The sequence below is a fragment of the Falsiroseomonas sp. genome (assembly GCF_041690465.1).
Lineage (GTDB): Bacteria > Pseudomonadota > Alphaproteobacteria > Acetobacterales > Acetobacteraceae > Falsiroseomonas.
The window spans coordinates 292776-306287 of the sequence record NZ_JAWLHG010000004.1 but is presented as its reverse complement, the minus strand read 5'-3'; the positions used below and the strand labels follow the sequence as shown (position 1 = coordinate 306287).

Sequence of the window (13512 nt, the reverse complement as noted above, 5' to 3'; positions counted from 1 at the left end):
CAATGGCCGCCATCACCCGCCGCGCGGCGCTGTTCGCCGCTGCCGTCACCACGCTGCCCCGCATCGGCCATGCGCAGGCGGATGACAGGCCTGTGCTCACCATCGCGGTGCAGCGCCTTTCCAACTCCAACACGCTGGAGCCCCCGCGCGAACAGTCCAATGTCGGATTCCGCATCCACCACATCTACGCCGAGCCGCTGATCGAGACGGACTGGATCGGCGACCTGTCGCTGCGTCCCGGTCTTGCCACCGCGTGGCGCCGGGTGGATGCGACGACCGTCGAGTTCACCCTGCGCCCGGGCGTGCGCTTCCATGATGGGCGGGAGATGACGGCCGAGGATGTCGCCTTCTCCTTCGGCCCGCGACTGTTCGGCACCGAAGGCCATAGCGGTCGCGGCCAGAGCACCGTGCTCGCCGGTACCACCGGCAAGGAGCCGCCGGCGGAGGTGATCGCGGTGGCGCGCCGCACCTATCCCGGCCTCGCGCGCATCGAGGTGGTGGACCGCCACACCGTCCGCTACGTCAACCGCACGCCCGATGTGACGCTGGAGGGGCGCCTTGCGCAGAGCGTCGGCGCCATCCTCTCGCGCGCCGCCTTCGACGCCGCGCCGAGCTGGCTTGCCTGGGGGCGCCAGCCGATCGGTACGGGGCCCTACGCGATCGCCGAATACCGCCCCGACGTCTCGCTCACCTTCGAGGCGCATGACGCATATTGGGGCGGCCGCCCGCCGGTCCGGCGCATCCGCTTGGTGGAGGTGCCGGAGGTCTCGGGCCGCGTGAACGGCCTGTTCTCCGGCGAGTTCGATTTCGCCTGCGACATTCCGCCCGACCAGGTGGAGGTGGTGGAACGCGATGCGCGCTTCGAGGTGCAGGGCAGCCCGATCAACAACATCCGCAAGATCGCCTTCGACAAGACGAATCCGGTGCTGGCCGATGCGCGCATCCGTCGCGCGATGTCGCACCTGGTGGACCGGGAGGCGATCGTGCAGGCGCTGTGGGCCGGCCGCACCGCGATCCCGCGCGGCATGCAGATGGAAAGCTACGGCGCGATGTATCTCCGCGACTGGGAGAATCCGCGCCACGATCCCGCCGAGGCGCGCCGCCTGCTGCGCGAGGCCAACTACCGCGGGGAGCCAATCACCTGGCGGCTGCTGAACAACTACTACACCAACCAGGTCTCGAACGCGCAGATCGTCATCGAAGGCTGGCGCGCCGCCGGGATCAACGTGCAGATCGAGATGAAGGAGAACTTCACCCAGGTGACGGAACGCTCGCCGGGACGCGGCGTGCGCGACTGGTCCAACACCTCGCTGTTCGGCGATCCGGTGGCGGGCATCCTGCGCAGCTTCGGCCCGCGTACCGAGGCGACCCGCACTGGCGAATGGGTGAACCCAGAGCTCGACCGCGCCAGCGCGGCGCTGGAGGTCGAGACCGACATGACCCGCCGCCGCGCGCTGTTCCGCCGCATCCTGGAACTGCTGGAGCGCGAGGATCCCGGCTATATCGTGCTGCACCACGCCGCCGCTTTCACCGCCAAGCGCAAGGACATCGCCTGGCGCGCCTCAAAGGGCTGGGCGATGGATTTCCGCGGCGGCAATCTCAGGTTCGGCACATGAGCGCGCCGGCGCCGCTGGTCGAGCTGCGCGGCCTGCGCGTCGCCTTCGACGGCCAGGCCGCGCTGCGCGGCATCGACCTCTCGGTCGCGCCGGGCGAGGCGGTGGGCATGGTGGGCGAGTCGGGCTGCGGCAAGTCCGTTACCTGGCTCGCCGCGCTCGGCCTGCTGCCCGGCCGCGCGGAGATCTCGGGCAGCGTTCGGCTCGGCGGCGCGGAGCTTCTCGGCGCGCCGGCGGCGGTGCTGGAGAAGGTGCGCGGCGGCCGGATCGCGATGATCTTCCAGGATCCGGCAAGCAGCCTCAACCCCGTGCATCGCCTCGGGCGTCAGGTGATGGAAGCGCTGCGGCTGCATCGCGGCATGTCCGGCGCGCCGGCGCGCGCGGAAGCGAAGCGCCTGCTCGACCAGGTCGGCATCCCCGATGCGGCGCGCCGCCTCGATGCCTATCCGCATGAACTTTCGGGTGGGCAGAACCAGCGCGTGATGATTGCCATCGCGCTCGCCGGCCGGCCGGAGCTGCTCGTGGCCGACGAGCCGACCACGGCGCTCGACGTCACCATCCAGGCGCAGATCCTCGACCTGCTGCAGTCGCTGCGTCGCGATACCGGCATGGCGCTGGTGCTGATCTCGCACGACCTCGGCGTGGTCGCCGATGCCTGCGAGAAGGTGGCGGTGATGTATGCCGGCCGCATCGTCGAGCAGGCACCGACCTCGCGGCTGTTCGCCCAGCCCACGCACCCCTACACGCGCGGCCTGCTCGGCGCGCTGCCGCCGATCGACGGGCCGCGCCGCCGGCTATTGGCGATCCCCGGCGGCGTGCCGGAACCCTGGGCGATGCCGCCGGGTTGCGCCTTCGCGCCCCGCTGCCCGCAGCGCCTCGCCGCCTGCGACGCGGGCACGCCGCCCGCAGTGCCGCTCGACCGTGCCCACCACGCCGCCTGCATCCGCGCGACGGTCGCACCCGCCATCGCCGAGAGGCTCTCCGCATGAGGGCCGGTACGTCGCTTCTGGAAGCTGACGGGTTGGTGCGGCGCTATGCCATGCGGCGTGGCGTGTTCGGTCGCGAGGTCGAGGTGCGCGCGGTGGATCGTGTGTCGCTGCGGCTGGAGCGCGGGCGCACGCTGGGCCTGGTGGGCGAGTCCGGCTGCGGCAAGTCCACCGCCGGTCGGCTCGTGCTCGGTATGGAGGCGCCGGACGAAGGCAGCGTCAGCTTCGACGGCAAGCTGCTGCCGCCACCGCGCTCGGCCGCCTGGCGGGCGCAGCGCGCGCGCATGCAGATGGTGTTCCAGGATCCGCTCGGCGCACTCGACCGCCGCCTGCCGATCGGCGCACAGGTCTCCGAGCCGCTCGAGATCCACGGCATCGGAACGCCGTCCGAGCGCGCCGGCCGGGTGGAGACGCTGCTGCGCGATGTCGGCCTGCGCCCCGATCAGGCGACGCGCTATCCGCATGAGCTGTCCGGCGGCCAGCGCCAGCGCGCGGTGCTGGCCCGCGCGCTCGCCACCTCACCCGACCTTCTCGTTTGCGACGAGCCGATCAGCGCGCTCGATGTCTCGATCCAGGCGCAGGTGCTCAACCTGCTGGTGGAGCTGCAGGAGCGCTTCGGCACCGCCATGCTGTTCGTCAGCCACGATTTGCGCGCCGTGCGGCAGGTGAGCCACCGCGTCGCCGTGATGTATCTCGGCCGCATCATCGAAGAGGGTGAGCCGGACGCGGTGCTGCACGATCCCGCCCACCCCTATGCGCGCGCACTGGTTTCCTCCATCCCGCATCCCGGCCGCGGCGGCCAGCGCATCGTGCTGCAGGGCGATCCGCCGAACCCCGCCGACCGTCCCTCCGGCTGTTCGTTCCACCCGCGCTGCCCGGTGGCGTCCGCCTTGTGCGCGCGGGAATCACCCGCGCTGAAGCCGCGCCCCGGCGATGGCCGGCTCGTCGCCTGCCACGTGGCGCAGGGCGAGGTTCCTGCTGGCAGCGGCCTTCCCGAACTGCGCAAGGCGGCCTGACATGCTCCGTTTCCTGGCCGTGCGTGTGCTGCGGGCGGCGCTGACCATCGCGCTGGTCGTCACCTTCGCCTTCGTTGTGCTGCGCCTCTCGGGCGATCCGGCGCAGATCATCATGGGTGCCGATGCACCGCCTGAGGCGGTGGACGCCTTCCGCACCGCCTGGGGCCTCGACCGGCCGGTGTGGGAGCAGTACTTCCACTACTTCGGCGCCATCCTGAGCGGCGATCTCGGCCGCTCGATGCGGGACGGGCGCGACGCGATCGTGCTGGTGCTGGAGCGCATCCCGGCGACGCTAGCGCTGACCTTGCCGGCGCTCGCCGTGAAGCTCGCGCTCGGCATTCCGGCCGGCGTCTATGCGGCGCTGCACCGCAACTCGCTGGCCGACCGCATGGTGATGGTGGTGGCCGTCGCCGGATTCACCGTGCCTTCCTTCGTGCTCGGCCTGCTGCTGGTGCTGGTCTTCGCGGTGCAGTTCGGCTGGCTGCCTTCGGGCGGGCAGGAGAGCTGGAAGCACGCCATCCTGCCGGTGGTGACACTCGGCTTCGGCGGGGCCGCGGTGCTCGCCCGCTTCACGCGCAGCGCGATGCTGGAGGTGCTGGGCCAACCCTATATCCGCACCGCCAGCGCCAAGGGCGTGCCCTGGCGCGCGGTGGTGACGGGGCATGCGCTGCCGAACGCCGCGATCCCGACCGTGACCATCATCGGCTTCATGGTCGGCTCCCTGATCGCCGGCGCGGTGGTGGTGGAGAGCGTCTTCTCCTGGCCGGGCGTCGGGCGGCTGCTGGTGGTCGCCGTCGCGAACCGGGACTTGGCGGTCGTGCAGTGTATCCTGCTGCTGGTGGCGGCGACGATGGTGATGGCGAACCTGGTGGTGGACCTGCTCTACGGCCTGCTTGACCCCAGGCTGCGCAACCAGCCGCGCGCGGCGGGAGGCCTCTGACATGCCGGAAGCCCCGCTCCCCGTCGCTGTTGCCGCGCCGCCACTGCGCCGTCAGGCGGGCCCGCCGCCGATGGTGCTGTTCGGCCTGGTCTGGCTGTCGCTGATGCTGGTCGTCGCGCTGCTCGCCGATCTGATCAGCCCCTACGCCTATACCGCGCTCGACCTGCGCAACCGTCTCTCGCCGCCGATCGGCTTCGGCGGCACCTGGCTGCATCCGCTCGGCACGGACGAGCTCGGCCGCGACGTGCTGGCGCGGCTGATCTACTCGATCCGCACGAGCCTGCTGATCGCCTTCGGCGCGACGATCATCGGCGCGCTGGTCGGCACTTCGCTCGGCTTCCTGGCCGCACATTTCCGCGGACTGGTGGAGCAGGCGGTGCTCGCGCTGGTCGATTTCTCCGCCAGCCTGCCCTTCCTGATCCTCGCGCTTTCGGTGCTCGCCTTCTTCGGCAACTCCATGGTGCTGCTGATCTGTCTGCTGGGCCTGCATGCGTGGGAGCGCTATGCCCGCATCGCCCGCGGCCTGGCGCTGAGTGCCGGCGCGCAGGGCTATGCGGCGGCGGTGCGGCAGCTCGGCGCCTCGCCCTGGCGGATCTACGGACGCCATGTGCTGCCGAACATCGCCTCAACGCTGATCGTCTCGATGACGCTCGCCTTCCCGGAGATCATCCTGCTGGAGAGCGGCCTCAGCTTCCTCGGCCTCGGTGTGCAGCCGCCGGAAACCTCGCTCGGCTCGATGGTGGGCTATGGGCGCGAATATCTCACCCGCGCGCCCTGGATTCTGCTGGCGCCGGCGATCACCATCGTGGTGACCACGCTGTCGGTTTCGCTGATCGGCGACTGGCTGCGCGACCGCCTCGACCCGACGCTTCGCTGAGAGTCAACATCCATGCACCGCTTCGTCATGCTCGCCCTGGATGGGCTGCGTCCCGACATGGTCTCTCCCGAGGCCACGCCGCAGCTCGCCGCGCTGGCGGCGGAAGGCACGCGCTTCGCCAATGCGCGCAGCATCTTCCCCTCCGAGACGCGGGTGGCGACGCCGTCGCTCATCACCGGCTGCCGTCCCGGCGGGCATGGCATGGTGGCGAACACGCTGTTCGACGCCAGCGTTGCGCCCGACCGCCTGCTGCGCACCAAGCTCGTCACGGACGTGATGGCGATGGCGCGTGGCGACGAATCGCCGCTGCAGCGGCCGAGCCTCGGCGAGCGGCTTGCCGCGGGGGGGCGCAGCCTCGCGCTCGTCAGCGCCGGCACGGCCGGCGCGGCGCGGCTGCTGCATCCGGCAGCCGATCGCCTCGGCATGTTCCGCTGGAACGTAGAGGATGTGGAGGGCGAGACGGCGGCGGCGATGCGCGCGCGCTTCGGCGAGACGCCGCCGCATGCCGTGCCGAACCTCCCGCGCCTCAGCCACGCCGCGCGCATCCTGCTCGAGCATGTGCTGCCGGAGCTGCGCCCCGACGTGACGCTGGTCTGGCTGTCGGAGCCCGACGTCTCCTTCCATTGGGGCGGCCTGCGCGCGCCGCATGCGCGCGAGGCGCTGCGCGCGGCGGATGCCATTGTCGGCCAGGTCGTCGCCTGGCGCGATGCGCAGCCGGACGCGGCGGAGATCGTGCTGGTCGTGCTATCGGACCACGGGCATGTCACCGGCCGCGGCAAGCTCTCGCTGGAAGCCGAGCTGCGCCGCGCCGGCTTCCGCGCCGGCACCGGTCTTTCACCTGAGGTGGATGTGGTCGTCGCGCCCGCCGCGGCACCTGGCCTCTGGTTCCGCGACCCGGCGCCGGTGCGCGACGTCGCCGGATGGCTCGCCATGCAGCCATGGTGCGGGCCGCTGCTGGCGCGCGACCCCGCCATCCTGCCCGAAGGCGCCGCGCTGGCCCTCTCCACCCTCGGCAGTGGGCACGCGCGCAGCGCCGACCTGGTCGTCACCTTTGCCGGCAGCGAGGAACCCGACGAGTGGGGCCTGCCCGGCCATGCACCCTTCGACGCGCCCGACGTGCCGGAAGGCGGCGGCATGCATGGCGGGCTGCATCGCGCAGAGCTCGCGACGGTGCTGGTGATGCAGGGCGGCCCGATACGGCGTGCCGCGGTGATCGCCGCGCCCTGCGACCTCACCGACATCGCGCCGAGCGTGCTGCACCTGCTCGGCCTCGGCACCGATGGCATGGAGGGCCGCGCTCTACGTGAAGCCTGGGAGGCAGGCGCCGACGCACCGCCCGCGGAGGCGCTGCTCGCGCTACCGCGTGGCTTCGTGCTGGAGACGATGCGCACCGCCGAGGGCGGTCGACTCTACCCCACTGCGATGCGCCGCGCCGCCGGCTAGCCTGGCGTGCCCACCACCACGCTCGCATCCATGATCGGCGGCGGCGGGAAGTGGTGCCCGCGCTGGCCGGAGAGGCCACGATTCACCTGGCCGCGGAACTCCCGCGCCGGCATGCCGACCAGCCTGCCGTCGCGCACCCAGTCGAGGTCAGCGCCCCAGGCGCCCTCCACCAGCGCCGCCTCCAGCCTCGCCCGTACCGGTGCGAGCGAAGGGTCGGCGCTGCGGTCGTGCAACTCGCCCGGATCCTCCTGCAGGTCGAACAGCTGGACGACATTGCCGCAGGGATACCACAGCAGCTTGTAGCGCCCTTCCGTCGCCATCCGCGTGGCGGAGGCATCCTCGCGGCAGGCGCCGAGCAGCACCTCCCGCCGCGTGCCGCCGACCATGGAGAGCCCCTCGACATGCGCCGGCGTCTCCACGCCAGCGAAGTCGAGCAGCGTCGGCAGGATATCGGCCTGCCCCACCAGCCGGTCATCCACCGTGCCCGCCGGCGTGCGTGCATCGCCCGCCGGTCCGATCAGCAACGTCGGCACGCGCGCGCTGTCCTCGTAGTAGAGGCGCTTCGCCCAGAGCCCGTGCGCACCGAGCATGTCGCCATGGTCGCCGGTGAACAGGATGGCCGTCTCGTCCAGCAGCCCTTCCTCGCGCAGCGTGCCGATCACCAGGCGCAGTTGGTGGTCGATATGCGTGCAGAGCGCCATGAAAGCCCGCTGGATGCCGCGCAGATGATGCGGCTTCACATGCGCCCAGTAGTCGCGGATGGCGCGCAGCGCATAGGGCTGCGTCGCCTCGTCTTCCGCCCATTCGCCCCACGCTGGCGGCGGCGGCTCGGCATCGCGGTAGATGTCCAGGTACGCCTGCAGCGGGATCAGCGGCGGGTGCGGCGCAGTGTAGGAGAGATGCCAGAAGGCAGGTCGCGTCGGGTCGCGCCGCTTGATCTCGCGGCACAGCTTCCACGTGGCCCAGTTCGTCACGTGGCAGTGCTCCGGCAGGTGCCAGGGCCGCCAGAGATAGTCGTTGTTGTTCATGCCATGCGCGAAGCCCTGGCCCGGGAAGCCCTGGTCGCTGACATAGAGCTCGTGGTCGTCATAGCCGCCGAGATGCGGGCGGCCTTCCTCGGCCAGGTGGACTTCCTCGAACCCGATGCGGTCGCGCGGCGGATAGACATGCAACTTGCCGACCGCAAGCGTCTGGTAGCCCGCATCGCGCAGCAGTCCCGGCAACGTCGGCAGGTCCGGCATGCGCAGCGCCGGGTCGAAGCTGCGGTCGCCGTGCTGCTTCGCGGTCGTGCCTGTCATCATCGTGCGCCGCGCCGGGATGCAGATCGGGCATTCGGAATAGGCGCGCGAATAGCGCACGCCGTTGCGCGCCAACTGGTCGAGGGTGGGCGTGAGGATCGTCGGGTGGCCCTCGTAGCCGGTCAGCGAGGCCGGCCACTGGTCCACCGTGACGAACAGGATGTTTGGGCGCGTCACTCCACGCGCGCTCCGCTCGCCTGCACCAGCGGGCCGAACTTCTCGCGCTCCGCCTTGATCCAGGTGTCGAAATCGGCGGCGCTGCCGCCGACCAGCGGCAGCCCGAGCTGGCGCGCGCGGGCGAGCACGGCCGGGTCGCGGACCGCCGCGTTGAAGGCGGCGTTGAGCTTCGCGATGGCCTCCGGCGGTGTGCCGCGCGGCGCGACCACGCCGTGCCAGGAGGCGAAGGCGTAGCCCGGCACGCCGGCCTCGGCGATGGTCGGCAGGTCGGGCGTGAAGGGGCTGCGGCGGGCGCCGGTCACCGCCAGGGCGCGCACCGTGCCCTGCGAGACTGCCGGCAGCAGCGTGCCGTCGATCAGCAGGTCGATGCGGCCGGCCACCAGCTCCTGTGCCGCTGGCGCGCTGCCGCGGAAGGGAATGTGCGTCATGCGGATGCCGGCGAGACCCATCAGCATCTGCGTCGCGAGATGGCCGGCCGTGCCCGGTCCGGGCGTGCCGAAGTTCAGCGCTTCCGGCCGGGCGCGCGCGGCGGCGACGAGATCGGCCATGGTGCGGTGCGGACTGTCCTTCGGCACGCCAACCAGCAACGAGACCTCGGTGAGCCGGATCACCGGCGTGAAGGCATTCGGGTCGTAGGGCAGGCGCGCGAAGAGGTGCGGCGCGATTGCCAGGTTGCCGATATCCGCGAACAGCAGCGTGTAGCCATCGGCCGCCGCGCGGGATGCCGCCGCGGCGCCGATCGTGCCGCCGCCGCCGCCGCGATTTTCCACCACGAGCGGCTGGCCGATCTCTCGCTCCACCACCGGGCCGACCAGCCGGGCGAGGATGTCGTTGTTGCCGCCGGGTGGATAGGGGACGACCACCGTCACCGGCCTCTCCGGCCAGGCGGCACGCGCCGTGCGTGGCGCGGCGAGCGCGGCGGCGGCCAGCAGGCCGAGGGTTCTGCGTCGCATCCTGTCTCTCCTTGCCTGAAAATCAGTACAGCGCGCTGCGCGGTGGCCCGGCGCTGATGGTGGCGGCCAGCGCATCCAGGTGGTGCTGCAGCCGATCCGCCCGCAGCGCCGCATCACCCCAGAGGTTTTCGAACTCGCCGGGGTCGTTGGCGTGGTCGAAGATCTCGCCCTTCGGATGGCCGTGGTAGACGATGGACTTGTATCGCCCGTCGAACACCATCGAGCCATGCGTGTGGTCCGGGTGGCCGCCGATGCTGTCCTTGAACTCGCTGACCACGCACGCCTTGTGCGTGTGAGGATCGGTGCGGCCTTCCAGGATCGGCAGCAGGGAGCGCCCCTGCATCTGCCAGGGCACCTCGAGCCCCGCCGCTTCCAGCAGCGTCGGCGCGATGTCCACGAGTTCCACCAGCGCGTCGCTGGTCAGCCGCTCGCGGACCCGGCCGGGCCAGGACCACACCATCGGCACGCGCACCAGGCCGTCGAAGAAGCGGCAGCCCTTCAGCACCAGGCCGTGGTCGCCCAGCAACTCGCCATGGTCGGAGTGGAACAGCACGATCGTGTTCTCGCGCTGCCCGCTGGCCTCCAGCGCCTCCATGATGCGGGCGACCTGCGCATCCAGGTGCTCGATCATGGCGTAGTAGTTCGCCTTCACCTGCAGCGCGTCGTAATCCTCCGGCACATGGCTCGCCACCTTGTCGTGGTCGCGATGCGCCGGCGGCGGGGCAGGAACGGCGTTGCGGCGGATGGTGGGATCCACCGGCTTCTTCTGCTGCTGGTCAACGCGGGAGAAGTCGCGCCAGCGCTCCGCATCGCTGGCGCGCCACAGCGGCAGCGGAAGCGAGGCGGCGTCCACCTTCGCCAGCGCCTCCGGCGGTGCATCGAAGGGCGCGTGCGGGTCGAAGAAATTCAGCGAGAGGCACCACGGCCCGTCACGCCTGTCGGTGATGAAACGCGTGGCCATCTCGCCGCACCAGGTGGATTGGTGGTACTCGGCCGGCACGCCGGCGGCGCAGAAGGCGCCCTTGTCGCGATAGAGCGCCTGCGGATCCACCTTCTTCTCGTGCCGCAGCCAATGCTCGTAGGCGTCGCCGCGCGCGGCATCCGGTGTCGGGTGGTGGTTCCAGTGGAACACGCGGTAGCCGTCATCCGGCCGCTTCTCGTGGTATTTCGCAGCGGAGAGGTGCAGCTTGCCGATCAGCCCGCAATCATAACCGGCATCCGCCAGCAGCTTCGTGACCAACACCTCCCCCGGCGGGAAGAAGGCGTTGCCGTTGCGATAGACGTGGTGGCTCGCCGGGTATTTCCCGGTCAGCATGGAAGCCCGCGATGGCGTGCAGATCGGCGACTGCGTGTAGGCGCGGTTGAACGCCGTGCCGCCGGCGCAGAGCCGGTCCACCGCGGGCGTGCGGATGTGCGTGTTGCCCAGCGCGCCCACCGTGTCCCAACGCTGCTGGTCGGTGCAGATCCAGAGGATGTTCGGCCGCACCGTCATTCGATGCGGATTCCCGCCGCGCGCACCGCTTCGGCCCATTGCGTGCGCTGCGCCGCGATCAGCTGGCCGAATTCCTCCGGCGAGCCCGGTGCCGCGCGCGCGCCCATGTCGGCCAGGCGCTTCGTCACCTCCTCCATGCCGAGCACCGCGCGGATTTCCGCGTTGAGCCGCGCCACGATCGCGTCCGGCACGCCGGAAGGCGCAGTGAGGCCGAACCAGCCCGGCGTCGAGAAGCCCGCCAGCCCCGCTTCGTCCGCGGTTGGCACCTCGGGCCAGGCGGAGATGCGGGTGTTTCCCGCCACCATCAGCGCCCGCACGCGCCCGGCCTGCACCTGCCCGGCGGCCTCGAGCGGGCTTGCGATCATCGCATCCACGCGCCCGCCGGCGAGGTCTGCCACCGCCGGGCCGCCGCCGCGATAGGGCACATGCGTCAGGTCGATGCCGGCGCGCAGCTTGAGCAGTTCGAACGCCACATGCGGCAGCGATCCGTTCCCCGGCGAGGCGTAGTTCAGCGCGCCGGGCCGCGACTTCGCCAGTGCGATGAACTCCGCGACGTTGCGCGCCGGCAGCTCGCCACGCACCAGCAGCGCGTTCGGGCTCAGCACCAGCAGCGACACCGGGCGGAAGTCGCGCTCGGAATCGAAGGGCAGGCTGGCATAGGCGAAGGGGATGATGGCGAAGGGCGGCGGCGTCAGCAGCAGCGTGTAGCCATCCGGTGCGCTGCGTGCGACCTCCTGCGTGCCGACCACCGTCGCGGCACCGGGCTTGTTCTCCACCACCACCGGTCGGCCAAGCCGCGCCGAGAGGTGATTCGCCACCAGCCTTGCCGAGACATCGGAGGAGCCGCCCGGCGCGAAGGGCACGACGATGCGGATGTTGCGCGCCGGCCACTCGCCCTGGGCCCATGCGAGGCTGGGAAGCGCGAGCGCGCCCGCCATCCCCTGCAGCACGGCACGCCGGCCTGGCCGCGCGGCGATACCGGAACGGTGATCGGACATGGTTTCCTCCCGTGGTGATGTGGCAAAGTGGCCTGACCAGTTGATCCATGCTGGCGCCGATGCGAAACAGGTGTCAACACGCTGCGTCGCGCGCCGGAGACCATGCCCTTCGAACCCATCGAGCCCCGTCGCCTGTTCCGCCGCATCGCCGAGCAGATCGCGGCGATGATCGCGCGAGGCGACCTGCCGCCCGGCAGCCGCCTGCCCGGTGAGCGCGAACTCGCCCAGCGCCTCGCGGTCAGCCGCCCCTCGCTGCGCGAGGCGCTGATCGCCCTGGAACTCGAAGGCCTGGTCGAGGTGCGCGGCGGCTCGGGCGTCTATGTCCGCACGCCCGCGCCGCAGCCGCCGGCGCCGTCGGCCGACTCGCCTGGCCCCTTCGATGTGCTGGAGGCGCGGCTGCTGGTCGAGCCGGAATGCGCCGCCCGCGCCGCGCGCCGCGATCCGCCCGCCCGCGCCGCGGTGGCCGAGGCCTTCGCCCGCCTCGCCGCGGCCCGCGCCGCCGGCCGGCCGGATGAGGAGGCCGATCGCGGCTTCCACCTGGCGGTCGCCGAGACCTCGGGCAATACCGCGCTGGCGCGCCTGGTCGCCTCGCTGTGGCGCGACCAGACGGCACCGCTGGCCAGCCGGCTGACCGACCTCGCCGTCTCGCCGGCGCGCCGCGGCGACAACCTGGCAGAGCATGCGGCGATCGCCAGCGCCATCGCCGCCGGCGATGCAGCCGGGGCTCGCGCGGCGATGCGCCGTCACCTCTCGGCAGTGCGCCGCGCGCGGCTCGCCGCCCTGGAGGGCGCATGACCTGCTGCCCCGCGGGCGGGCGCGAAGCGCGGGCCGTCCCCGCGGCGCCGGCACTCCATGGAGGCGGTCGCGATCGCGCCGAGACGGTCGCGATCCCCGGCGGCAGCGCCACCATCGGCACCGATGCGCCGGAGCTGCGCGAGGATGGCGAGGGCCCGGCCCGGCGCGTGATGCTGCGCCCCTTCCGCATGGATGCGCATGCCGTCACCAACCGCCGCTTCGCCGCCTTCGTCGCCGCCACCGGCTACCGCACGGAGGCCGAGCGCTATGGCTGGTCCTACGTGTTCCACCTGTTCGTGCCGAAGGGTCTCGATGCGCCCACCCCACCCGGCACGCCCTGGTGGGGCAAGGTGGACGGCGCCTATTGGGCGGCGCCGGAAGGCCCAGGGTCGGATGTCGCGCAGCGCGCCGGCCACCCGGCGGTCCACATTGCCTGGAACGACGCCGCCGCCTTCGCCACCTGGGCCGGCGGCCGCCTGCCCACCGAGGCGGAGTGGGAGCACGCCGCCAAGGGCGGCAACGACCATGCACGCTTCCCCTGGGGCGATGCGGAGCCGGACGACACCGGCGCGCCCTGCAACATCTGGCAGGGCGACTTCCCCCGCCGCAACACCGCCGCCGATGGCTGGATCGGCACCGCACCGGTGGATGCTTTCGCACCCAATGGCTACGGCCTGTTCAACATCTGCGGCAATGTCTGGGAGTGGTGCGCCGACGCCTTCCGCGTGCGTTCGCTCTCCGCCGCCGCGAAGCAGCGCAACCGCGCAGCGACGGCGGAGCGCGAGCGGGTGATGAAGGGCGGTTCCTATCTCTGCCATCGCAGCTACTGCTATCGCTACCGCATCGCCGCGCGCAGCGGCCGCAGCCCCGACACCTCCGCGGGGCATCTCGGCTGCCGCCTGGCCTACGACGCCTGACCGCACG

12 protein-coding genes are annotated in these 13512 nt (G+C 71.7%); 8 read left to right on the top strand and 4 right to left on the bottom strand.

The window, feature by feature from the left end; genetic code table 11:
- Window positions 1-2: 2 nt before the first annotated feature.
- Genes ACESM1_RS07345 through ACESM1_RS07320 form a run of 6 tightly spaced genes read left to right on the top strand, consistent with a single transcriptional unit; the run spans window position 3 to window position 6875 of the window.
- Window positions 3-1616 (top strand): ABC transporter substrate-binding protein, encoded by a 1614-nt coding sequence (locus tag ACESM1_RS07345; protein ID WP_372619042.1) that lies wholly within the window; start codon window positions 3-5, stop codon window positions 1614-1616.
- Window positions 1613-2602 carry an ABC transporter ATP-binding protein gene (locus tag ACESM1_RS07340; RefSeq protein ID WP_372619041.1) on the top strand — a complete coding sequence of 330 codons (990 nt, stop codon included), beginning with the start codon at window positions 1613-1615 and terminating at the stop codon, window positions 2600-2602. Before ACESM1_RS07345 ends, ACESM1_RS07340 begins: the two co-directional genes overlap by 4 nt.
- Window positions 2599-3615 (top strand): ABC transporter ATP-binding protein, encoded by a 1017-nt coding sequence (locus tag ACESM1_RS07335; protein WP_372619040.1) that lies wholly within the window; start codon window positions 2599-2601, stop codon window positions 3613-3615. The genes ACESM1_RS07340 and ACESM1_RS07335 overlap by 4 nt, the downstream gene beginning before the upstream one ends.
- Window position 3616: 1 nt before the next feature.
- A complete protein-coding gene (locus ACESM1_RS07330; RefSeq protein WP_372619039.1) occupies window positions 3617-4555 on the top strand; it encodes an ABC transporter permease in 939 nt (312 codons plus the stop codon).
- Between the two features lies 1 nt (window position 4556).
- Window positions 4557-5432 (top strand): ABC transporter permease, encoded by an 876-nt coding sequence (locus tag ACESM1_RS07325; protein ID WP_372619038.1) that lies wholly within the window; start codon window positions 4557-4559, stop codon window positions 5430-5432.
- A gap of 12 nt (window positions 5433-5444) precedes the next feature.
- Window positions 5445-6875, top strand: coding sequence for an alkaline phosphatase family protein (locus tag ACESM1_RS07320; RefSeq protein WP_372619037.1), 1431 nt, complete (start codon window positions 5445-5447; stop codon window positions 6873-6875).
- On the opposite strand, the gene ACESM1_RS07315 is transcribed toward ACESM1_RS07320, so the two are convergent.
- The 4 genes from ACESM1_RS07315 to ACESM1_RS07300 are packed head-to-tail and all read right to left on the bottom strand — an operon-like array spanning window position 6872 to window position 11793.
- Window positions 6872-8350, bottom strand: a complete 1479-nt coding sequence (locus tag ACESM1_RS07315; RefSeq protein ID WP_372619036.1) for a sulfatase-like hydrolase/transferase — start codon at window positions 8348-8350, stop codon at window positions 6872-6874. The two genes, ACESM1_RS07320 and ACESM1_RS07315, sit on opposite strands and share 4 nt — an antisense overlap.
- Window positions 8347-9303, bottom strand: a complete 957-nt coding sequence (locus tag ACESM1_RS07310) for a Bug family tripartite tricarboxylate transporter substrate binding protein (protein WP_372619035.1) — start codon at window positions 9301-9303, stop codon at window positions 8347-8349. The genes ACESM1_RS07315 and ACESM1_RS07310 overlap by 4 nt, the downstream gene beginning before the upstream one ends.
- A 22-nt stretch (window positions 9304-9325) precedes the next feature.
- Window positions 9326-10795, bottom strand: coding sequence for a sulfatase (locus ACESM1_RS07305; RefSeq protein ID WP_372619034.1), 1470 nt, complete (start codon window positions 10793-10795; stop codon window positions 9326-9328).
- A complete protein-coding gene (locus ACESM1_RS07300) occupies window positions 10792-11793 on the bottom strand; it encodes a Bug family tripartite tricarboxylate transporter substrate binding protein (protein ID WP_372619033.1) in 1002 nt (333 codons plus the stop codon). Before ACESM1_RS07300 ends, ACESM1_RS07305 begins: the two co-directional genes overlap by 4 nt.
- Window positions 11794-11895: 102 nt before the next feature.
- Between ACESM1_RS07300 and ACESM1_RS07295 the strand changes: the two genes are divergently transcribed.
- Together ACESM1_RS07295 and ACESM1_RS07290 are read left to right on the top strand one after the other, a co-directional pair.
- Window positions 11896-12588 carry a FadR/GntR family transcriptional regulator gene (locus tag ACESM1_RS07295; protein ID WP_372619032.1) on the top strand — a complete coding sequence of 231 codons (693 nt, stop codon included), beginning with the start codon at window positions 11896-11898 and terminating at the stop codon, window positions 12586-12588.
- Complete coding sequence (locus ACESM1_RS07290) at window positions 12585-13505, top strand: formylglycine-generating enzyme family protein (RefSeq protein WP_372619031.1); 921 nt, start codon at window positions 12585-12587, stop codon at window positions 13503-13505. Before ACESM1_RS07295 ends, ACESM1_RS07290 begins: the two co-directional genes overlap by 4 nt.
- The last annotated feature ends 7 nt before the right edge of the window (window positions 13506-13512 follow it).